This window comes from Promicromonospora sp. NPDC050880, from assembly GCF_044456525.1.
Classification (GTDB): domain Bacteria; phylum Actinomycetota; class Actinomycetes; order Actinomycetales; family Cellulomonadaceae; genus Promicromonospora.
This window is the reverse complement of the sequence record NZ_JBITFV010000011.1, coordinates 133,046-154,363: the sequence shown is the minus strand read 5'-3', so window position 1 is coordinate 154,363 and position 21,318 is coordinate 133,046. Positions and strand designations below refer to the sequence as shown.

Annotated in this window: 18 protein-coding genes; 11 read left to right on the top strand and 7 right to left on the bottom strand. The window is 72.8% G+C overall.

The window, feature by feature from the left end; all coding sequences use genetic code 11:
- Positions 1–88: 88 nt before the first annotated feature.
- From pgl to tkt, 5 genes are read right to left on the bottom strand one after another with little or no spacing between them, the layout of a single operon-like run.
- The gene (gene pgl, locus ACIBBF_RS18015) at positions 89–865 is read right to left on the bottom strand and encodes a 6-phosphogluconolactonase (protein ID WP_397415894.1); all 777 of its coding nucleotides are present in this window, start codon (positions 863–865) and stop codon (positions 89–91) included.
- Positions 865–1,794 (bottom strand): glucose-6-phosphate dehydrogenase assembly protein OpcA, encoded by a 930-nt coding sequence (gene opcA / locus ACIBBF_RS18010; protein ID WP_397415892.1) that lies wholly within the window; start codon positions 1,792–1,794, stop codon positions 865–867. Before opcA ends, pgl begins: the two co-directional genes overlap by 1 nt.
- Positions 1,791–3,353, bottom strand: a complete 1,563-nt coding sequence (gene zwf / locus ACIBBF_RS18005; protein WP_397415890.1) for a glucose-6-phosphate dehydrogenase — start codon at positions 3,351–3,353, stop codon at positions 1,791–1,793. The genes opcA and zwf overlap by 4 nt, the downstream gene beginning before the upstream one ends.
- On the bottom strand, positions 3,350–4,486 hold the full coding sequence (gene tal, locus ACIBBF_RS18000) for a transaldolase (protein ID WP_397415888.1): 1,137 nt from the start codon (positions 4,484–4,486) through the stop codon (positions 3,350–3,352). Before tal ends, zwf begins: the two co-directional genes overlap by 4 nt.
- Positions 4,487–4,526: 40 nt before the next feature.
- Positions 4,527–6,632, bottom strand: coding sequence for a transketolase (gene tkt / locus ACIBBF_RS17995; protein WP_397415886.1), 2,106 nt, complete (start codon positions 6,630–6,632; stop codon positions 4,527–4,529).
- A 331-nt stretch (positions 6,633–6,963) separates the two neighbouring features.
- Between tkt and ACIBBF_RS17990 the strand changes: the two genes are divergently transcribed.
- The 11 genes from ACIBBF_RS17990 (at position 6,964) to ACIBBF_RS17940 (ending at position 18,823) form a co-directional block, all read left to right on the top strand.
- A complete protein-coding gene (locus tag ACIBBF_RS17990) occupies positions 6,964–7,944 on the top strand; it encodes a heme o synthase (protein ID WP_397415884.1) in 981 nt (326 codons plus the stop codon).
- A gap of 289 nt (positions 7,945–8,233) precedes the next feature.
- Entirely contained in the window at positions 8,234–9,019 is a 786-nt protein-coding gene (locus tag ACIBBF_RS17985; RefSeq protein WP_397415968.1) for an HpcH/HpaI aldolase/citrate lyase family protein, read from the top strand.
- A 153-nt stretch (positions 9,020–9,172) separates the two neighbouring features.
- Positions 9,173–10,141 carry a site-specific tyrosine recombinase XerD gene (gene xerD / locus ACIBBF_RS17980; protein WP_397415966.1) on the top strand — a complete coding sequence of 323 codons (969 nt, stop codon included), beginning with the start codon at positions 9,173–9,175 and terminating at the stop codon, positions 10,139–10,141.
- A gap of 116 nt (positions 10,142–10,257) precedes the next feature.
- Positions 10,258–11,145: a ParA family protein gene (locus ACIBBF_RS17975; protein WP_397415963.1), complete on the top strand. Its 888-nt coding sequence runs from the start codon at positions 10,258–10,260 to the stop codon at positions 11,143–11,145.
- A complete protein-coding gene (locus ACIBBF_RS17970; RefSeq protein WP_397415882.1) occupies positions 11,129–12,061 on the top strand; it encodes a segregation and condensation protein A in 933 nt (310 codons plus the stop codon). Before ACIBBF_RS17975 ends, ACIBBF_RS17970 begins: the two co-directional genes overlap by 17 nt.
- Positions 12,058–12,732, top strand: coding sequence for an SMC-Scp complex subunit ScpB (locus ACIBBF_RS17965; RefSeq protein ID WP_397415880.1), 675 nt, complete (start codon positions 12,058–12,060; stop codon positions 12,730–12,732). The genes ACIBBF_RS17970 and ACIBBF_RS17965 overlap by 4 nt, the downstream gene beginning before the upstream one ends.
- Before the next feature lie 61 nt (positions 12,733–12,793).
- Complete coding sequence (locus tag ACIBBF_RS17960) at positions 12,794–13,708, top strand: pseudouridine synthase (RefSeq protein WP_397415878.1); 915 nt, start codon at positions 12,794–12,796, stop codon at positions 13,706–13,708.
- A gap of 73 nt (positions 13,709–13,781) precedes the next feature.
- Positions 13,782–14,519, top strand: a complete 738-nt coding sequence (gene cmk / locus ACIBBF_RS17955; RefSeq protein WP_397415876.1) for a (d)CMP kinase — start codon at positions 13,782–13,784, stop codon at positions 14,517–14,519.
- A gap of 73 nt (positions 14,520–14,592) precedes the next feature.
- Positions 14,593–16,116 carry a ribosome biogenesis GTPase Der gene (gene der / locus ACIBBF_RS17950; protein WP_397415874.1) on the top strand — a complete coding sequence of 508 codons (1,524 nt, stop codon included), beginning with the start codon at positions 14,593–14,595 and terminating at the stop codon, positions 16,114–16,116.
- Between the two features lie 54 nt (positions 16,117–16,170).
- On the top strand, positions 16,171–17,229 hold the full coding sequence (gene lgt / locus ACIBBF_RS17945; protein ID WP_397415872.1) for a prolipoprotein diacylglyceryl transferase: 1,059 nt from the start codon (positions 16,171–16,173) through the stop codon (positions 17,227–17,229).
- Positions 17,230–17,584: 355 nt separating this feature from the next.
- On the top strand, positions 17,585–18,823 hold the full coding sequence (locus ACIBBF_RS17940; RefSeq protein WP_397415870.1) for an MFS transporter: 1,239 nt from the start codon (positions 17,585–17,587) through the stop codon (positions 18,821–18,823).
- 35 nt (positions 18,824–18,858) lie between these two features.
- On the opposite strand, the gene ACIBBF_RS17935 is transcribed toward ACIBBF_RS17940, so the two are convergent.
- Positions 18,859–19,869: a hypothetical protein gene (locus tag ACIBBF_RS17935; protein ID WP_397415868.1), complete on the bottom strand. Its 1,011-nt coding sequence runs from the start codon at positions 19,867–19,869 to the stop codon at positions 18,859–18,861.
- A 34-nt stretch (positions 19,870–19,903) separates the two neighbouring features.
- Positions 19,904–21,274: an FAD-dependent monooxygenase gene (locus tag ACIBBF_RS17930; protein ID WP_397415866.1), complete on the bottom strand. Its 1,371-nt coding sequence runs from the start codon at positions 21,272–21,274 to the stop codon at positions 19,904–19,906.
- Between the last annotated feature and the right edge of the window lie 44 nt (positions 21,275–21,318).

Sequence of the window (21,318 nt, the reverse complement as noted above, 5' to 3'; positions counted from 1 at the left end):
GAACCACGGCGACGTAGAACTGGAGCGGAACGAGCACCCGGGAAAGGGGCCGTTCCGCTCCAGTTCTCTGTTCTCCCTCGCCGTCGTTCTACGTCGGCGGGGTCCCGGCGGCCTCGGCGTCCAGGAGCCACAGCGTCCGGGACAGCCCGACGGCGCCCGCGGCGGGCACCTCCGACACCGGGTCGCCGGCCAGCGCGGCCGCGACCCGGTCCGCCTTCTCGGCACCGGCCGCCACGACCCACACCTCACGCGCGGACCGGATCGCGTCGAACGTCAGCGAGACCCGCTCCGGCGGAGGCTTGGGCGAACCGTGCACGCCCGTGGTCACGCCCTGTGCGGCCAGACCCTCGTGCCCGGGGAACAGCGAGGCCACGTGCCCGTCCGGGCCCATGCCGAGCAGCAGCACGTCGAACGTGGGCACGGGCACCGACCCGTCGCCCGGCGCCGCGTGCTCGCCCAGGAGCGCGGCGTAGGCTGCAGCCCCCTCCTCGGGTGTCGCCACCGACGACGGGCCGGGCATGGGGTGCACGTTGGCCTCCGGGAGGCCGTGCCCGGCGACGAGCGCGTCGAGCAGGGCCTCCCGTGCCTGCGTCTCGTTCCGGTCGGGATCGCCGTCCGGGAGGAACCGCTCGTCGCCCCACCACAGGTGGACGCCCGACCAGTCGACGGCCGGCACCAGCGGGCTCGCGGCCACGGCCGCCAGGGTCGCGATACCGACCGTGCCGCCCGTGAGCACGACGTGCACGGGGGAGCGGACCGACTGCACGTCCAGCACCCGCGTGAGCAGCCGTGCGGCCGCCGCCTGGGCGAGCACCTCCTTGTCGGGGTGCACGACGACGAGCCGCACGCCGGTCGCCTGGGACATCAGGCCGCCGTCCGCGTCGTGACGGTTCCCAGGCCCCGAATGAGGGTCTCCTCGAAGACCTCGTCCGGGTCGAGCCGCCGCAGCTCCTCGATGAGGGCCTCGTTGAGCGCCCGGATCGGCAGGGCGATCCGTCGCGCCGGCTTGCCGGGCTGCGTGATCGTCACCGTGCGCCCGTCGGGGCGGTCGAGGACGATCGGCCCGCTCTTGCGCTCCAGCGTCACCCGCGTGATCGCGTCGTCGCTGTCGGTGCGCACCACCTCGGCCGGGCAGTTCAGCCGGGCGCCCAGCCAGCCCGCCAGGAGGTCGAGCGACGTGTGCCGCTTCTGCCCCTCGACGGTCACGCCGAGCACCGGCTCGTACGGCGGCTGGTCCACGGCCGCCGCGATGAGCGCCCGCCACAGGGTGACGCGCGCCCACGCGAGGTCCGTGTCCCCGGGGGCGTACGCCCCTGCGAGGTTGCCCAGCATCTCCACCGGGTTCTTGGCCACCGTGCTGTCGATGATCCGCCGCGTCGCCATGGCGCCCACCGGGTCCTGCGACGGCACCGCCGGCGCCTCGCGCGGCCACCAGGCCACGATCGGGGCGTCGGGCAGCAGCAGCGGCATCACGAGCGTGTCCGTCCGCTCCAGGAGCGGGCCGAAGGCGCGCAGCACCACCACCTCGGAGGCACCGGCGTCACCGCCCACGCGGATCTGCGCGTCGAGCCGTGCGTCCGTACCGCGCGCCGCGGGGGCCACGACGATGACCCGGCACGGGTGCTCACGGCTCGCGTCGTTGGCGGCCTCGACCGCCTCCTCGACGTCCCGTTCGTCGGCCAGGACCACCAGGGTGAGCACGCGGCCCAGGGCCACCGCCCCGCCCTCGTCACGCAGGCGCACCAGGCGCTTGTTGACGTCGTTGGTCGTCGTGTCCGGCATGTCGATGATCACGGTCGCCTCCAGGTCCTGCCGTCGCGCTCCATCATGGCGTCTGCCGACGCCGGACCCCAGGTGCCGGACGCGTACGGCTCGGGCTGACCCTTGCGCGCCCAGTACGACGTGATCGGGTCGAGGATCTTCCAGGAGAGCTCGACCTCCTCCCGCGTCGGGAACAGCGGCGGGTCGCCCAGCAGCACGTCCAGGATGAGCCGCTCGTAGGCCTCGGGGGAGGACTCGGTGAACGAGTGCCCGTACCCGAAGTCCATGGTCACGTCACGCACCTGCATGGCCGTGCCCGGCACCTTGGCGCCGAACCGCATCGTGACGCCCTCGTCGGGCTGCACGCGGATCACCAGGGCGTTGTTGCCGAGCTCGGACGTCAGGGACGACTCGAACGGCAGGTGCGGCGCCTTCTTGAACACCACGGCCACCTCGGTGACGCGGCGGCCCAGGCGCTTGCCGTGGCGCAGGTAGAACGGGACACCCGCCCAGCGGCGGTTGTCGACGTCGACCCGGATGGCGGCGAAGGTCTCCGTGGTGGAGTCCTTCGCGATGCCGTCCTCGTCCAGGAAGCCCTGCACCTGCTCGCCGCCCTGCCACCCGGCCTCGTACTGGCCGCGGGCGGTGTGCTTGCCGAGGTCGCGCGGCAGGCGCACCGACGAGAGCACCTTGATCTTCTCGGCGCGCAGCTCGGCGGCGTCGAAGTTCACCGGCTCCTCCATGGCCACCAGGGCCAGGAGCTGGATCAGGTGGTTCTGGATGACGTCGCGGGCGGCGCCGATCCCGTCGTAGTACCCGGCACGGCCGCCGATGCCGATGTCCTCGGCCATCGTGATCTGCACGTGGTCCACGTAGCTCGAGTTCCAGATGGGCTCGAACATCGTGTTCGCGAACCGCAGCGCCAGCAGGTTCTGGACGGTCTCCTTGCCCAGGTAGTGGTCGATGCGGAACACCGAGTCCGGGTCGAACACCTTCGACACCACGGCGTCGAGCTCGCGCGCGCTGGCCAGGTCGTGGCCGAACGGCTTCTCGATGACCACACGGCGCCACGCGTCGACCCCGTCGCCGTCGGCGTCGTTGTCGGGGCGCGACAGCCCGTGCTTGGAGAGCTGCTCGCACACCACCGGGAACGCCGACGGCGGGACCGACAGGTAGAACGCGTGGTTGCCGCCGGTGCCGCGCTCCTTGTCCAGGGTCTCGACGGTCTCCCGGAGGCGCTCGAACGCCTCGTCGTCGTCGAAGGAGCCCTGCACGAAGCGGATGCCCTCGGCGAGCTGGCGCCACGTCGCCTCCCGGAACGGGGTGCGGGCGTGCTCCTTGACGGCGTCGTGCACCACCTGCGCGAAGTCCTGGTCCTCCCAGTCGCGCCGGGCGAAGCCGGTCAGGGCGAAGCCGGGCGGCAGCAGCCCGCGGTTGGCGAGGTCGTAGACGGCCGGCATGAGCTTCTTGCGCGACAGGTCACCCGTCACACCGAAGATCACGAGACCGCTCGGGCCCGCGATGCGCGGCAGCCTCAGGTCGAGAGGGTCGCGCAGGGGGTTGACCCCCTGCGCGATCTTGGCTGGCCTCACCGCTCGCCGGCCCCGTCGAGCCCGGCCTTGGTGGTCGTCAGGAGCTCGTCCCAGCTGACCTCGAACTTCGTCACGCCCTCGTCCTCCAGCTGTGCGGTCACCTCGGCCATGGAGATGCCCTGCGCCTCGATGGCCGCGATGGTCGCGGCCGCCTGCTCGCCCGAGCCGGTCACGGTGTCCGCCAGCACGATGCCGTGATCGGCGAACGCGTCGAGCGTCTTCTCCGGCATGGTGTTGACGACGCCGGCCACGACCAGCTCGTCCACGTACATCGTGTCGCGGTACGCCGGGTCCTTGACGCCGGTGGACGCCCACAGCGGACGCTGCGGCTGGGCACCGGCGGCCGCGAGGGCGGCCCAGCGCTCACCGGCGAAGACGTCCTCGTAGGCGGCGAACGCCAGCCGGGCGTTGGCGATGGCGGCCTGGCCGCGCAGCGCGAGCGCCTCGTCCGTGCCGATCGCGGTCAGGCGCTTGTCGATCTCGGTGTCCACACGGGACACGAAGAACGACGCCACCGAACCGATCACGGACAGGTCGTGGCCCGCCTCCTTGGCCTGCTCCAGGCCGGCCAGGAAGGCGTCCATCACCGCCCGGTACCGCTCGATGGAGAAGATCAGCGTCACGTTGACGCTGATGCCCTTCGCGAGGGTCGACGTGATCGCGGGCAGACCCTCGACGGTGGCGGGGATCTTGATCATCACGTTCGGCCGGTCGACCGTCTCCCACAGCCGGACGGCCGTGGTCTCGGTCGCCGCCGTGTCACGGGCGAGCCGCGGGTCCACCTCGATGGACACCCGGCCGTCCACGGCGGACGTGGCGTCGTAGACCGGGCGCAGCACGTCGGCGGCGTCCCGGACGTCGTCGGTGGTGATGCGCTCGACCGCGGACTCCACGTCGGACCCGGCCAGCTCGGCCAGGATGCCGTCGTACGCGTCGCCGTGGGCGAGCGCGGCCGCGAAGATCGTCGGGTTGGTCGTCACGCCCACGACGTTCTTCGTGGCGACCAGCTCCGCGAGGTTGCCGGTGCGCAGCCGCTCACGGGACAGGTCGTCGAGCCAGATGGCGACACCCGCCTCGGACAGCCGCTCGGTGGGGCTGACGTTCTCGCCGCTGTCGCTGGTGCTGTCAGTCATCGTGCCCTTCCTCTCTCGTGTCCAGGTGTTCCGGCGCGGTTCAGGACGCCGCCTCGATCGACTCCTTGGCGGCCTGGGCGACCGCCTCGGCCGTGATGCCGTACTCGGCGTACAGGGTCTTGTAGTCCGCCGAGGCGCCGTAGTGCTCGAGCGACACGATGCGGCCGGCGTCGCCGACGACCTCGCGCCAGCCCTGCGCCACGCCGGCCTCGACCGACACGCGGGCCTTCACACCGGACGGGATGACCGACTCGCGGTAGGCCTCGTCCTGCTTGTCGAACCACTCGCGCGACGGCATGGACACCACGCGGGCCTGGACGCCGTCGGCCGCGAGGATCGCGCGCGCCTCGACGGCGAGCTGCACCTCGGACCCGGTGCCCACCAGGACGACGTCGGGCGTGCCCTCGGTGTCCAGCAGCGTGTAGGCGCCCTTGAGGGTGCCCTCGGCGCCGGCGAAGCCGTCGGTGCCGCGCGGGTAGGTGGGCACGTTCTGCCGGGTCAGCACGAGGCCGGCCGGGTTCTTCGTGTTCTCCAGGATGCCGCGCCACGCCCAGGCGGTCTCGTTCGCGTCCGCCGGGCGGACGACGTCGAGGTTCGGGATGGCCCGCAGCGCCGCGAGGTGCTCGACCGGCTGGTGCGTCGGGCCGTCCTCGCCGAGACCGATCGAGTCGTGCGTCCAGACGAACGTGGACGGGATGCCCATCAGCGCGGCCAGGCGGACCGAGGCCCGCATGTAGTCGGCGAACTGCAGGAACGTGCCGCCGTACGGGCGGGTCAGGCCGTGCAGGACGATGCCGTTGAGGATCGAGCCCATCGCGTGCTCGCGGATGCCGAAGTGCAGGGTGCGGCCGTACGGGTCGCCCGGGAACTTCTTGGTCGCGTGCTCGGTGGGCACGAACGACGGCACGCCGTCCATGGTCGTGTTGTTGGATCCGGCCAGGTCGGCCGAGCCGCCCCACAGCTCGGGCAGCACGTCCTTGAGGGCGGTCAGCACCTTGCCCGACGCCGCACGGGTCGCGACGCCCTTCTCGCTCGCCTCGAACTCGGGCAGCGAGTCGGTCCAGCCCTCAGGCAGCTCGTGCGTGCGCAGGCGCGCCAGGAGCGCGGCCTGCTGCGGGTTGGCCTCCGACCAGGCGGCGAAGGCGGCCTCCCAGGCCTCGCGCTGCGTGGCCTGGCGCTCGGCGACGGAGCGCGTGTAGGCCAGCACCTCGTCGTCGATGGCGAACGTCGCCTCGGGGTCCAGGCCGAGCGCGGACTTGAGACCCTTGATCTCGTCGGCGCCCATGGCCGAGCCGTGGATGCCACCGGTGTTCTGCTTGGTGGGCGACGGCCAGCCGATGATGGTGCGCAGCGCGATGATCGACGGCTTGCCGGTCTCCGCCTTGGCGGCGTCGAGCGCGGCGGCCAGCGCGTCGGTGTCCTCGGCGTAGCCGCCGTCGCCCGAGGTCCAGTCCACGCGCTGGGTGTGCCAGCCGTAGGCCTCGTAGCGCCCCAGCACGTCCTCGGTGAACGCGATGTTGGTGTCGTCCTCGATCGAGATCTTGTTGTCGTCCCAGATCACGATGAGGTTGCCGAGCTGCTGGTGACCCGCCAGCGAGGAGGCCTCGGAGGTCACGCCCTCCTGCAGGTCGCCGTCGGAGGCGATGACGTAGACGTGGTGGTCGAACGGCGACTCACCGGGGGCGGCGGCCGGGTCGAGCAGGCCCCGCTCGCGGCGCGCGGCGAACGCCATGCCGACGGAGGACGCGAGGCCCTGGCCCAGCGGGCCGGTGGTGATCTCGACGCCCGCGGTGTGGCCGTACTCCGGGTGGCCCGGGGTCTTGGAGCCCCAGGTGCGCAGCGCGGCGATGTCGTCCATCTCGAGGCCGTAGCCCGCGAGGAAGAGCTGCAGGTAGATGGTCAGTGACGAGTGGCCGGCGCTCAGCACGAAGCGGTCGCGGCCCAGCCACGACGGATCGGCCGGGTCGTGGCGCATCGCCTTCTGGAAGAGGAGGTACGCGGCCGGCGCGAGCGAGATCGCGGTGCCGGGATGTCCGTTGCCCACCTTCTCGACGGCGTCCGCGGCCAGCGCCTTGATGGCCTTGACCGCTCGCTCGTCGAGCTCCGACCACTCCAGGGGCTTCAGCACGGGGTCGAAAGCGTTCACGAGTCCTCTTTCTCTCCGCCGGCGGCCCCTGTCCTGCCCGGAGAGCGGACGGGCCTCGGAGCCGTGCAGCGTGCGTGCGGCGGCGGCGGGATGCCGGCCGCCCTTCATTCGATGGCGTCAACAACCCTATACGCGCGTGTCTTCCGTCGCGCAGGGCTGTCCACAGGCTGCACAGGCCCCTGGCCGGGGACATATCTCACAGGCTGCTGCGGGAATGCGGGGCGCGACCGGGTCGCGGGGCGACGTACCATGGGCACGCACCGCGTCGGCAACAGGGCCTACCAGGTGCGACACCGACCTCCGGACCCTCCCGAACGGAACTGCGACGCGCGTGAGAACGAGCCACCCGACCACCGGCCAGACCGCGCGTGCCGAGACGTCCGGCGCCGAGGAGCCCACCGCCGACGTCGGACAGCGCCCGGGCGGCTGGTTCCTGCGGAGGGCGGGTGCGTACGTCGCGCTGACCAAGCCCCGCGTCATCGAGCTGCTGCTGGTGACCACGGTGCCCACGATGATCCTGGCCGCGGACGGCCTGCCGGGCTTCTGGCTGATCGTGGCCACGCTGATCGGCGGCGCCGGCGCCGCGGGCAGCGCCAACGCGTTCAACATGTGGTGGGACCGGGACATCGACCAGGTGATGAACCGGACCAAGAAGCGCCCGCTGGCGACCGGAGAGATCACCCCGCGCGCGGGCCTGGTGTTCGCCTCGATCCTCGGCCTGCTGTCGCTGGCGTGGTTCGCGCTGGTCATCAACTGGGCCGCGATGTGGCTCACCCTCGCGGCCATCGCCATCTACGTGGTCGGCTACACGATGATCCTCAAGCGCCGCACGCCGCAGAACATCGTCTGGGGCGGCATCGCGGGCTGCATGCCGGTCTTCATCGGCTGGGCCTCGGTGACCGGTGGGCTGAGCTGGTCCGCGCTCGCGCTGTTCGGCATCATCTTCTTCTGGACGCCGCCGCACTACTGGCCGCTGTCGATCAAGTTCAAGAAGGACTACGCGAACGCGAACGTCCCGATGCTGCCGGTGGTCAGCGACGACAAGCGCGTGGCCGCCGAGATGGTGGGCTACACGCTCGCGATGATCGCCTGCTCGCTCCTGCTGACGCCGCTGGCCGGGATGTCCTGGGTCTACACCGTGGTGGCCGCCGCGCTGGGTGCGTGGTTCCTGTGGTCCACGATCGCGATGCTGCGCCGGGCACAGGGCCGCGCGAGCGGCAAGCTCGGCGCCATGAAGGTGTTCCACGCGTCGATCACCTACCTGTCGCTGCTCTTCGTCGCGGTCGCGGTGGACGTCTTCCTGCCGTTCTGAGGTCGCCACCGGGGGTGTTTCGTCAAGGCGGTCTTCTGTTCATATTGTTCGGGCCCATGTAGTGGTTCATGATTCGGCCCGTGTCGGTGTCCCCGCCTAGGCTGACCTGGTGACCGAGACCCCAGCCGACCGAACCACCGCTCCTGCCGACCAGCCGGCCCCGCAGTCCTCGGGCTACTCCGCGGGTCTGCCGACGGCGTCCGCCGTCGTCCCCGAGAACGACCTCGGGCCGCGCCGTGCCGCCCGTGAGAAGTCGCGGGTCGCCCCCGACTACGCGCGGGCCTGGCTCCTGCTCTCCGCGATGCGGACCGAGCTCTTCGACAAGGCGCAGCTCTCCCGCGCGGACCAGGTGATCCTGGACTGCGAGGACGCCATCGACGTCTCGCTCAAGGACGAGGCGCGCGAGAACGTCATCCGGTGGATCAAGAGCGGTGGCAGCGCGTGGGTGCGGATCAACGACCGCACCGCGCCGTCCTGGGCGGACGACGTCGCCTACCTGCGTGGTCTGGACGGGCTGAACGGCGTCATGCTCGCCAAGACCGAGAGCGCGGACGACGTGGTCGACACCGCCCAGCGGCTCGGCGGCGACGTCCCGGTGATCCCGCTCGTGGAGTCGGCCCTCGGCATCGAGGAGGCCGTGCACATCGCCAAGGCGCGCGGTGCGTTCCGGCTCGCGTTCGGCTCGGGCGACTACCGCCGCGACACGGGCGCCGCCAACGAGCCCATGGCCATGGCCTACCCGCGCACGCGGCTCGTGCTCGCCAGCCGCATCGGCGGCCTGCCCGGTCCCGTCGACGGCCCCACGGTGGGCTCCTCGCACGCCCTGCTGCGCGAGCAGTCCGCCGACGCGGTCAACCTCGGCATGACCGGCAAGCTCTGCCTGGACTTCGAGCAGTCCAGCGTCATCAACGAGTCGTTCGCGCCCAGCCCGTCCGACGTCGCCTGGGCCGTCGACTTCTTCGCCGAGTTCGAGGCCGCCGGCTCGGTGATCCGCGACGGCAGCGACAAGCCCCGTCTCGCCCGCGCCCAGGTGATCCGGTCGCGCGCGGAGCTGTTCGGCATCAACCCGGCCTGACCGCGCCATCGCGCCGGGCCGGGCCCGTCGTGCCCGGCCCGGCGTGGCGTCCTCCCGGCGTGCCCCGCCCCCGTGGCGGGCCGGGCTCGGCATGATGGGGCGGTGTCCACCGCCACGGCCCACCTGCAGCCGTCCCACCCGCAGCGGTCCCACCTGTCCCACCAGGCGTCGTCCCGCCGGGTCTCCGACCGGCCCCGGGCCGACGTGCTCGACCGCGCCCTGCGGGACTACCTCGCGCACCTGAGCGTCGAGCGTGGCCTCTCGGCCAACACCGTGGCGGCCTACCGGCGCGACCTGGTGCGGTACACGGCGTTCGTGGACGCCGCCGGACGCACCGACCTCGCGGGGGTCACCGAGGCCGACGTCACCGGCTTCGTCGAGGCGCTGCGGCAGGGGTCCGACGGCGGCCGGCCGCTCTCGCCGTCGTCCACCGCCCGCGCCCTGGCCGCCGTGCGGGGCTGGCACCGGTTCGCCCAGGCCGAGGGGCTCGCGGTCGACGACCCGTCGGCCGAGGTGCGGGCACCCACCCAGCTCCGGCGTCTGCCGCACGCGCTGTCCGTGGACGACGTGGCCGCCCTGCTCGACGCCGCGGGCACCGGCGACGGGCCGCTGCCCCTGCGTGACCGGGCACTGCTGGAGCTCCTGTACGCCACGGGCGCGCGGATCTCGGAGATCGCGGGGCTCGACGTCGACGGCGTGGGCGACCCGGGTGCCGTCCGGCTGCTGGGCAAGGGGTCCAAGGAGCGTGTGGTGCCGGTGGGCTCGTTCGCCCGCGACGCACTGGAGGCCTACCTGGTGCGCGCCCGCCCGGAGCTGGCCGCGGCCGGCCGGGGGACACCCGCGCTGTTCCTCAACACGCGCGGCGCGCGGATGTCCCGCCAGACCGCCTGGGCGGCGCTGCAGGCCGCCGCCGCGCGGGCCGGCCTGACCGAGCACGTCTCGCCGCACACGCTGCGGCACTCGTTCGCCACCCACCTGCTGTCCGGAGGCGCCGACGTGCGCGTGGTCCAGGAGCTGCTGGGGCACGCGTCGGTGACCACCACGCAGATCTACACGATGGTCACCCCCGACGCGCTGCGCGAGGTCTACGCCGCCGCCCACCCGCGCGCCCGCGAGCGGTAGCCGCCGTCCGAAGGACGCCACGCCGAGGCTTCGACCCGGCGGTGCCCACACTCTGGTATAGCGTGGCGGGCGTGAGCGAGGCACCCAGCCAGGAGGGAGCGGGCACGATGACCGACATGCTTCTCGGGAAGACGGTCGTCGGCGCACCCGAGGACGCAGACGCGGTGCGCGACGTGGTCGGGCGCGTGATGCCCGACCTGCCGGAGCCCGCGCCGCTGACGAGCCACGGCCCGGCCCGCATCATCGCGATGTGCAACCAGAAGGGCGGGGTCGGCAAGACCACCACGACCATCAACCTGGGCGCGTGCCTGGCCGAGTACGGGCGCAAGGTGCTGCTGGTCGACTTCGACCCGCAGGGCGCCGCGTCCGTGGGCATCGGCGTGAACCCGCACGAGCTCGACCTCACGGTCTACAACCTGCTCATGGAGCGGGGCGTGGACATCCGCGACGTGCTCATCCCGTCGGGCATCGAGAACCTCGACGTGCTGCCCGCGAACATCGACCTGTCGGCCGCCGAGGTGCAGCTCGTGGGCGAGGTCGCCCGGGAGTCCGTGCTGGCCCGCGCGCTGCGCCCGGTGATGGACGACTACGACGTGATCCTCATCGACTGCCAGCCGAGCCTCGGCCTGCTCACGGTGAACGCCCTGACGGCGGCGCACGGCGTGCTGATCCCGCTGGAGTGCGAGTTCTTCGCGCTGCGCGGTGTCGCGCTGCTGGTGGAGACCATCGAGAAGGTGCGGGACCGACTCAACCCGGCCCTGGAGATCGACGGTATCCTCCCCACCATGTACGACTCGCGCACCCTGCACTCCCGGGAGGTCGTGGCCCGGGTGCACGAGGCCTTCGGCGACACCCTGCTGCACTCCGTCATCGGGCGCACCGTGAAGTTCCCCGACGCCACCGTCGCCGCCGAGCCGATCACCGCCTACGCCCCGGGCCACCCCGGTGCCGCGGCGTACCGTCAGCTCGCCCGGGAGCTCGTGGCCCGTGGCGACGCTGCCTGAGGCGGAGGCGCCGCCCGAGGCCGACACGCCTGCCGACGAGCGGCGCTCCTCCCGCACCTTCCAGGTCCGGCTGCACAACTTCGAGGGGCCGTTCGACCTGCTGCTCTCGCTCATCGCGAAGCACAAGATGGACGTCACCGAGGTGGCGCTCGCCGTCGTGACCGACGAGTTCGTCGCGCACATCCGGGAGGCCGAGCGCGCCTCGCGCGAAGCGGCGGAGCGCGGTGAGGTGCACGAGTCCTGGGACCTGGGCGTGGCCAGCGAGTTCCTGGTCATCGCGGCCACGCTGCTCGACCTCAAGGCGGCCCGCCTGCTGCCCGGCGTGGTGGACGAGGACGCCGAGGACCTGGAGCTGCTCGAGGCCCGGGACCTGTTGTTCGCCCGGCTGCTGCAGTACCGCGCGTACAAGGAGGTCTCCAAGCTCGTCGCGGAGCGGATGGCTGCGGGCGGACGCCGCGTGCCGCGCCTGGCGCCCCTGGAGCCGCACCTCGCCGCGATCCTGCCGGAGCTGGTGTGGGACACGACGGGGGAGCAGCTCGCCGAGCTCGCCGCGAAGGTGCTGGCGCCGAAGCCGCCGCCCGTGGTGGGCCTCGCGCACCTGCACGGTTCCGCCGTGAGCGTGCGCGAGGAGGCCGGCGTCATCGTCCGGCGGCTGCGCACCGAACGGTCGGTGACGTTCCGCGCGCTGACGGCGGGGACCGAGCGGCTGGTCACGGTGGCCCGGTTCCTGGCGCTGCTGGAGCTGTTCCGCGACGCGCTGGTCGGCTTCGAGCAGGTCAGCCCGCTGGGCGAGCTCACGGTGCGGTGGACCGCGGGCCCCGCGGACGGGGAGAAGTACCTCGATCCGGCCGCCGGCCCGAGCGAGTTCGACGAGGACGACGAGACCGAGCAGCCCGGAACGGAGGCGACAGCATGACCGTCGAGGAACAGGCCCTGGCCGACGCCCCGGCCCCGGACACGGAGGCCGACGCCGCTCCTGCCCCCGCGGCACCGGACGAGCCCGCGCTCGTCGACGTGCACACGCTCCCGGGCGGGGCGCACGCCGCGATCGAGGCGGTGCTCATGGTGGCGGACGCGCCCATCGGCGCGGACCGTATCGCGGCGGCGCTGAACCTGACCCAGGACGAGACGGACGACGTCCTGCACGAGCTGGCCGACGAGTACGCCGGCCACCTCGGCGGCCGGCCGCGCGGCTTCGAGCTGCGCCGGACCGTGGACGGGTGGCGCATCTACTCCTCCTCCGCGCACGCGGACCCCGTGGGCCGGTTCGTGCTGGACGGTCAGTCGGCGAAGCTGAGCCAGGCGGCGCTGGAGACGCTCGCGGTGGTCGCCTACCGGCAGCCGGTCACCCGGGGCCAGGTCAGCGCCGTGCGCGGGGTGAACGTGGACGGCGTGGTGCGGACGTTGCTGACCCGGGGGCTGATCGCCGAGATCGGGCAGGACCCGAGCTCGGGTGCGGTGTTGTTCGGAACCACGGGATACTTCTTGGAGCGGATGGACCTCTCGTCGCTCGACGAGCTGCCTCCGCTGGCGCCGCACCTGCCGGACCTCGACACGATCGACGGGCTGGACGGGCTGGATTCCTAGGTACCTGCGTGGTGCCGGGCCGCCCGGGCGGCGTCCTTCCCGACTCACCGAGAGACGAATCATGAGCAACGAACGCCGCGGCGGGAGCCGCCGCGAATCCAGTGGTGGCCAGCAGCCCCGCCGTGCCGACCATGCAGGCAAGGGCGGCAAGAACTTCCGGGGCGGCAGCTCCGCGAAGAGCCGCGCCCAGGCGAACGCGCCCCGGCGTCGGCCCGCGAAGCCCGCGGAGCAGGGCCGTGACGTGCACGTCGAGGACGGCGTGCGGCTGCAGAAGGTGCTCGCCCAGGCTGGTCTGGGCTCCCGCCGGGCCTCCGAGGAGCTCATCGCGAGCGGACGCGTCGAGGTGGACGGCCAGATCGTCACGGAGCTCGGGGTGCGGATCGACCCGGCGACCGCCGTCGTGCACGTGGACGGGCTGCGGATCCAGCTCGACCAGGCGAAGGTGACGATCGCCCTGAACAAGCCGCTCGGCGTGGTCTCCACGATGGACGACCCGAAGGGGCGCCCGACCGTCGCCGACCTGATCAAGAACCGCGAGGAGCGCCTGTTCCACGTGGGCCGGCTCGACGCGGACAGCGAGGGCCTGCTGCTCCTGACGAACGACGGCGAGCTGGCCAACCGGCTCTCGCACCCGAAGTACGGCATCGCCAAGACCTACCTGGTCACCGTCGAGGGCGAGGTGTACCCGCGCACCGGCCGCGAGCTGCTGAAGGGCGTCGAGCTGGAGGACGGCGTCGCGAAGATGGACGCGGTGCACGTGCTCCAGCAGATCGACGGCCTCGCGATGCTGGAGGTCGTGCTGCACGAGGGTCGCAACCGCATCGTCCGGCGCATGTTCGAGGCGGTCGGCCACCCGGTGACGCGCCTGGTGCGCACCCGCATCGGCCCGATCCCGCTGGGTGACCTCAAGCCGGGCCGCACCCGGGTGCTGGGCCGCACGGAGCTGGGCACCCTGATGAACGCGGTGGACCTGTAACCTCGTCCGCTGAGTGCTGGGTACTCGTGGCCCGGGACGCACTCCAGCAACAGATATCCAGCACTCAACGGAAGTGAGCGAGTACGTGACCAGTCCTGTGGTGATCGCCATCGACGGCCCCTCCGGGTCCGGCAAGTCCAGCGTGTCCAAGGCGGTCGCGGCGCGGCTCGGGCTGGCCTACCTCGACACCGGTGCCATGTACCGCGCGGCCACGGTGTGGAGCATGGAGACGGCGGACCTGGACGACGCGACGGCGGTGGCGACCGCCGTCCGCGCGATGCCGCTGGTCATGGGGCTCGACCCGGCCGCGCCCGGTGTGGAGCTGGACGGGCGGGACGTCTCGGTGACGATCCGCAGCACCGAGGTCACGACGAACGTGTCCAAGGTCGCCTCCAACCTGGAGGTGCGTGCCGAGCTCAAGCGGCTCCAGCGGGAGCTCATCGACCAGGAGTCGAGCACGACGCAGGCCGTGCGCTCGGGCGGGCGCGGCATCGTCGCTGAGGGGCGCGACATCACCACGGTCGTGGCGCCCGACGCCGACGTCCGCGTGCTGCTGACCGCCTCGGAGGAGGCACGCCTGCGCCGCCGGTCGCTGGAGGTGCACGGCGCCGCCGACGACTCGGCCGTGGACGCCACGCGCGACCAGGTGCTGCGCCGTGACCAGGACGACGCGAAGGTGACGCAGTTCCAGGTCGCCGCGGACGGCGTGGTGACCGTCGACTCCAGCGACCTGGACTTCGAGCAGACGGTCGACGCCGTGCTCGCGGTGGTCGCACGGGCGACGGGGCGCGAGGTCGCGCCGTCGGCGTGAGCCGCGGCGCGGTGTGGCAGGTCATACCCGCGTGGGTCGGCCTCAGGGCGGCGGGCCTGCGACAATAGGGAGCATGACCCACGACTCCTCTGCATCGGAGGCTGCTGCGCTGGACGCCGCGGCCCGAGATGATGCTGCCCTCGAGCTCGACCTGAACGAGACGGAGGACGACCTCGCGCGCGAGCGGGCGCTGCGCGCCGGCCTGGCGGAGTTCGAGCTCGACGAGGCGGACCAGGAGCTCCTGGACGCCGAGTGGTCCGACGAGGAGTCCGAGGCCGAGCAGATCCTGCCGGTGCTCGCGATCATCGGACGGCCGAACGTCGGCAAGTCGACCCTCGTGAACCGCATCCTCGGCCGCCGCGAGGCCGTCGTCGAGGACAAGCCGGGCGTGACGCGCGACCGCGTGTCCTACCCGGCGGAGTGGTCCGGCCGCCGGTTCATGCTCGTGGACACGGGCGGCTGGGAGGTCGATGTCGCGGGCATCGAGTCCAAGGTCGCCGAGCAGGCCGAGGTGGCCATCTCCCTGGCCGACGCCGTCGTCTTCGTGGTCGACGCCGCCGTGGGCGCCACCGCGACCGACGAGCGCGTGGTCGAGCTGCTGCGGCGGTCCGGCAAGCCCGTGGTGCTGGCCGCCAACAAGGTGGACGGCGCCTCCGGCGAGGCGGACGCCGCCTACCTGTGGTCCCTCGGCCTGGGGGAGCCGTACCCCGTCTCCGCGCTGCACGGCCGAGGCACCGGCGACCTGCTCGACGCCGCGATCAAGGCACTGCCCACGACGTCGGCGCACGGCACGCTGCGGCCCGCCGGCCCGCGCCGCGTGGCGCTCGTCGGGCGGCCCAACGTCGGCAAGTCGTCGCTGCTGAACAAGATCGCCGGCGAGGAGCGCGTCGTCGTCGACGAGGTCGCCGGGACCACGCGCGACCCCGTCGACGAGCTCATCGAGCTGCGCGGCACCCCGTACTGGTTCGTGGACACCGCGGGCATCCGGCGCCGCGTGCACCAGACCCGGGGCGCCGACTTCTACGCGTCGCTGCGCACCGCCGCCGCGATCGACAAGGCGGAGGTCGGCGTGGTCCTGGTGGACGCGTCCAACCCGCTGACCGAGCAGGACATCCGCGTGATCCAGCAGGTCGTGGACGCCGGTCGTGCGCTGGTCATCGCGTACAACAAGTGGGACCTCATGGACGAGGACCGCCGCCCCTACCTCGAGCGGGAGATCGAGAAGGAGCTCGTGCAGATCCAGTGGGCCCCGCGGGTCAACCTCTCGGCGCGCACCGGCTGGCACGCCGAACGCCTGGTGCCCGCGATCGAGCGGTCGCTGGCGTCCTGGGACCGGCGCATCCCCACCGGCAAGCTCAACGCGTTCCTCGGCGAGCTCGTCGCCGCGCACCCGCACCCGCTCCGGGGCGGCAAGCAGTCGCGCATCCTCTTCGCGACGCAGGCCTCGACGCGTCCGCCGCGGTTCGTCATCTTCGCCACCGGGTTCATCGAGGCCGGGTACCGCCGGTTCATCGAGCGTCGCCTGCGCGAGACGTTCGGCTTCGAGGGCACCCCCATCGAGATCTCGGTCCGCGTCCGCGAGAAGCGCCGCCGCTGACGACTCGGGCGGTCCGATGCCCACCGGGCCGCCCGATCGCGGTACCTTCGGGTCGTGCTTCCGGCCAGTATCCCCAGCCCCGACCCCGTGTGGTCGCAGTTCAGCCTGGGCCCGCTCACCATCCACACCTACGCTCTGTGCCTGCTGGCGGGTATCGCCGCCGCCGCGTACATCACCGACCGGCGCCTGCGGGCGCGGGGTGCCGCGCCCGGGCTCGCGCTCGACGTCGCGATGTGGGCAGTGCCGATCGGCATCGTCGGCGCCCGCATCTACCACGTGCTGACCCACCTGGGTGACTTCACGGGGCCCGGCGTGGACCCGTGGGCCTGGGTGCGGATCTGGGAGGGCGGCAACGCCCTGTTCGGGTCCCTGCTCGGCGGCGCCGTCGGTGTCTGGATCGGGTGCCGCATCTCCGGCCTGCGCTTCTGGTCCTTCGCCGACGCCCTCGCGCCCGGCCTGCTGGTCGCCCAGGCGATCGGGCGGCTCGGCAACTACGTGAACCAGGAGCTGTTCGGCCTGCCGACCACGCTGCCGTGGGGCCTGGAGATCCGCTCCGACGCGCCGATGTTCCCCGAAGGGACTCCTGAGGGCACACTGTTCCACCCGCTGTTCCTGTACGAGATGATCTGGAACCTCGTCGGCGTGGCCGTGCTGCTCACGATCGAGCGGCGCGTGACCCGCCGGAACGCGGCACTGGACACGCCTGGCTCGGGCCTGCGCTGGGGCCGCCTGTTCGGTCTCTACCTGGTCTGGTACGGCCTGGGCCGCAGCTGGCTGGAGGCCATCCGCATCGACCCGACCAGCGACGCGCCGCTGGGGATCCCTGCGAACATCTGGACGTCGGGGATCGCGGTGCTGCTCGGCGTGGCGATCGTCGTCGTCCAGGGGCGTCGGCACACCGAACCGGAGCTGTCGGTCTACGTGCCGGGCCGCGAGCCGGCCGACGACGAGGATCCGGACGCGGAGACCACCTCGGCCGAGGCTGACGGCAAGGCCGACCGCAAGGCCGACGACAAGGCCGAGGACAAGGCCGACGGTGGCGTGGAGACCGACGAGGCCGACCGCCCCGTGGATCCCGACGCGAGCCCGGTCGACCCGGCCGGGGCCAAGTAACAGGCGGTCCAGAGGTGCCCGGGAGGCACCCCCCCCGGGGGGGGGGGGGGGGGGGGGGGGGGGGGGGGGGGGGGGGGGGGGGGGGGGGGGGGTGTGGTGGTCCACCACCCCCCCCCCCCCCCCCCCCCCCCGCGGGGCACATCTTCTCGGGCCGGTCGGCCCGGGAAGCACGGCCCGCAACCCGCCTGCCCCCCGCGCGGCCCGTACCCCCGGACACACCCCGCACGCCCGGGCACACCCCGCACGCCCGGGCACACCTCGCACCCCCGGGCGCACCTCGTACCCACCCGTCGTGTGCTCACCCTCACAGTGGCCCCGCTTGTTCCCCGTGCACCGTCCTGCGGAGGATGAGGGCATGCCACCTACGAGCCCCGGGGACACCTCTGCCGTCGTTCCCGCCGGACGCCGGGCCTGGTGGGCGGTGGCCGCCGTCCTGCTCGCGGTGGCCTGGGGCGGCAACGAGTTCACGCCCCTGCTCGTGATGTACCGCGAGCGGGGCGACATCGGCCCCGTCATGGTCGACGCGCTGCTGGCCGTGTACGTGTTCGGTCTGGTGCCGGCGCTGCTGCTCGGCGGGCCGTTGTCCGACCGGTTCGGCCGCCGTCCGCTGCTGCTGCCCGCCGCACCGGTGTCGGCGGTCGGGTCGCTCGTGCTCGCCCTGGACCCGTCCAGCCCCGTGGTGCTCTCGATCGGCCGCCTGCTGTGCGGCGTCGCACTCGGTCTGGCCATGGCGGTGGGCTCCACCTGGGTCACGGAGCTCAGCGCCGCCGCGGGCGACCGGGCCGCCGGACCCCGCCGTGGCTCACTGTCGCTCACCGCGGGATTCCTCGCCGGTGCGGGCGTGGCCGCCATGCTCGCGCAGTTCGCGCCCTGGCCCACGCTCCTGTCCTACGCGCTGCACGCGGCCGGGGCGCTGCTCGCCGGAGCGGTGCTGCTGCGGGTCCCGGAGACCCGCCCGGCCAGGCCTCGTGCCGAGCGTGCCCCGCTGGTCGACGACCTGCGCATCACCGCCGCGCGGAACCCGCGGTTCCTGCGCGTCGTGGTGCCGCTGGCGCCGTGGGTGTTCGGCTGCGCCGGCTGCGCCTTCGCGGTGCTGCCCAGCCTGCTGACCGACCACGTCGGGGGCCTGCCCATCGCGTTCGCCGGGATGATGGCCATCCTGGCCCTCGGTTGCGGCATCGGCATCCAGGTGGTCGCCCGGCGGATCGACACGCCCACGTCGGCCCGGGCATCCGTCGTCGCGCTGGCGATCATCGCGGCGGGGATGGCGCTCGCCGCCTGGGCGTCCGGGTCACTGTCGCTGGCGGTGGGCGTCGCGGCCGCCGTCGTGCTCGGGACCGGGTACGGGCTGGCGCTCGTGGCCGGACTGAGCGAGGTCGCGCGGATCGCCGGGCCCGGGCAGCTCGCCGGGCTCACCGCCGTCTTCTACTCCCTGACCTACCTCGGGTTCTTCGTGCCGATGGCGCTCGCCTGGCTGCGCGACACCTGGACCTACGCCGAGATGTTCGGGTTCGGCGTGGTCGCCGTGCTGCTCTGCCTGACGGTCGTCGCGGCGTCGTCGCGCACCGCGCCCCCGGACCGGCTGCGACGGTAGCCGGTTCGGCAGGACCAGGTCCCACGCCGGACCTGCTACGGCCCGGCGATCGCCTCCGTCCTGCGTGCCACGTGCCGGGACAACAGCATCAGCAGCACGACCTCCAGCCCGATCGTGGCCGCGCCGACGGCAGCGGTGGCGGGCGAGCCAGGCATCATGAATGCGGTGTGTCCCACCAGGATGCCGCCCGCGAGCCAGACACGGTGCCGGTCGCCCCAGTCCGGGGCCGCCGTCCAGCACAGCACCACCCACCCCGCGCCGAGCCCGACGAGGGCGCCGGCCGTCACGGGTACCACCAGCGGCAGGGCGGTGCCCTCGAACGGCGACGCCGGAGCGAGCCCGGGCGGCAGGAGGAGCAGGAGGAACACGACGGTCGCCAGCCCGAGAACCGCGCCTACCACCCCGGGCCGAGGAACGGACGCCGCGGGCGCCGGGACGGTCATACGGACCCGGGGCACCACGCGCAGCGCCAGCCAGGCCAGCAGCACCATGGCCACCACGTACGCGGCCGTCCAGCCCCACGGGGTCAGGTACCCCGGGTCCTCGGTCCACGAGATGACCACCCGCAGGCCCACCACGCCCAGCACCGCCAGCAGGCCGACACCGGCGAGCCCACCGGCGCGCAGGTACGGCCGCCCGCGGTGGGCGGGGAACAGGAGATCCGTCAGCAGCACGGGGACGAGCACGCTGAACACGACGTGCACGCCGACCTGGGACACCCAGTAGCTCCAGTTCACGCCGAGTGCCCGCAGGCCCCAGTCGGCGGCGCCGTACATGTCCGGGCTGGTCAGGGCCTGCAGCCCGAGACCGTCCTCCGCGAGCTGGTAGACCAGGCCCAGCAGCACCAGGGTCGGCCAGCCACCTCCGGCGCGTACCGCGGCCTCGCGTACCACCAGCACGCCCGCGCCGTACATCACCAGCAGCAGCGGCAGGAGAAGCCACGCGCTCGGCACCGCCACGGCCGTGAACGTCAGCTCGGCGCACACCGTGGTCAGCAGCGCCAGCATCCAGGCGGCCCGCAGCCGCCCCGTCGGTGCCTTCACCATCGTTCCCCCTCGTGCTGTTCGTCGGCGTCCCTGTTCAGCGGTGCACCGGTGTCGGGTAGTCCTTCAGGGTGACCGTCCGAGCCACGCGGTCCATGCCGCGGCCGACCAGCGCCTGGGGCAGGTAGGGCAGCAGACGCACGGACAGGTTGCGCCTCCGGATCTGCCCGCGCGTCCGCGGCATCAGGCCGCCGTCGCCGGACGCGCGGGCGAATGCGTGCGCCCGGGCCGTGAACTCCCGCATCTCGTCCTCGTAGGCGCGGAACGCCCGGGTGTGGTCGCCGTCTGCCGCTGCGAGCTCCCCGGCCAGGACGTACGCACCCACCAGGGCCAGGCTGGTGCCGATCCCGGACATCGGGGACGCGCAGTAGCCGGCGTCCCCGAGCAGAACGGTACGGCCGCGCGACCAGCCGTCGACCTCGACCTGGACGACCCGGTCGAAGTAGAAGTCCGGTGCGTCCCAGATCGAGTCGAGCATCCGCGGGATCTCCCAGCCCTGACCCGCGAAGGCGCGCAGGACCGTCCGCTTCTGCTCGTCGACGTCCCGCCGGTCGTGGTCCAGCGGTGGCGAGGGCAGGAAGAAGCCCGCCAGCGCGGTGCCCGGCGTGCGCTGCGGGTACAGGCCGGCGGTCCGGCCCGGACCGCCGGCGCCGCCGGGCATGGTGTACATGAGCTGCCACCCGTCGAGGTCCACGTCCGTGGTGATGCTGTACATCGACAGGTACAGGCCCAGGTCGCGCACGTACTCCTCGTGCGGGCCGAACATCAGCCGGCGGACTGCGGAGTGCACACCGTCCGCTCCCACCAGCAGGTCAACGTGCCGTGGCTCGCCGTGGGCGAACTGGACGTGTACGCCGTCGTGGTCCTGCTGGGCGGCGATCACGGAGTCGTCGAACACGTACTCGACGTCGTTCAGGGTCGCCTCGTACAGGATCCTGGCCAGGTCGGTGCGCTTGATCGCGAGCTCGGCGACGGGGCCGCCCGAGTCGCCGAACACGGCGGGGTCGAACGACGCGACGCGGGTGCCGCGCTCGTCGACGAAGGCCATGCCGCGAGCGCCGGTGTGCGCCGCGCGGACGGCCGGGACGATCCCGGTGCGCGCGGCCACCTCCCGCGCGGTGCCACGGATGTCCACGGCATGGCCGCCCGTGCGCGGGGCCGCGGCACCTTCCACCACTGTGACGTCGAAGCCGTACCGGTGCAGCCAGTAGGCGAGGGTTGGTCCGGCGATCCCGGCGCCGGAGATGAGGATGCTCCGGTTCTTCGTGTGCTCTCCCTGTGTGTCGTGGGTGTGGCGGTGCGTGTCTCGGTGCGGCGGGAACCGCAGATGCGTACGGCGTATCGCTGTTGTGCCGCGTCTCGACCGTAGCGAGGATTCACGCAGAACAGTGGACGAACGGGGAGACAAGTGTTCTGGGCGGGTGAGAAACCGACCTAGTACACTTGGGGCGT

Bases quoted from the DNA above. Each gene is read 5' to 3' on its own strand.
- ACIBBF_RS17935 (WP_397415868.1), bottom strand. From the start codon at position 19,869: ATGGTGAAGGCACCGACGGGGCGGCTGCGGGCCGCCTGGATGCTGGCG.
- ACIBBF_RS17975 (WP_397415963.1), top strand. From the start codon at position 10,258: ATGCTTCTCGGGAAGACGGTCGTCGGCGCACCCGAGGACGCAGACGCG.
- der (WP_397415874.1), top strand. From the start codon at position 14,593: ATGACCCACGACTCCTCTGCATCGGAGGCTGCTGCGCTGGACGCCGCG.
- pgl (WP_397415894.1), bottom strand. From the start codon at position 865: ATGTCCCAGGCGACCGGCGTGCGGCTCGTCGTCGTGCACCCCGACAAG.
- ACIBBF_RS17940 (WP_397415870.1), top strand. From the start codon at position 17,585: ATGCCACCTACGAGCCCCGGGGACACCTCTGCCGTCGTTCCCGCCGGA.
- ACIBBF_RS17965 (WP_397415880.1), top strand. From the start codon at position 12,058: ATGACCGTCGAGGAACAGGCCCTGGCCGACGCCCCGGCCCCGGACACG.
- tal (WP_397415888.1), bottom strand. From the start codon at position 4,486: ATGACTGACAGCACCAGCGACAGCGGCGAGAACGTCAGCCCCACCGAG.
- ACIBBF_RS17960 (WP_397415878.1), top strand. From the start codon at position 12,794: ATGAGCAACGAACGCCGCGGCGGGAGCCGCCGCGAATCCAGTGGTGGC.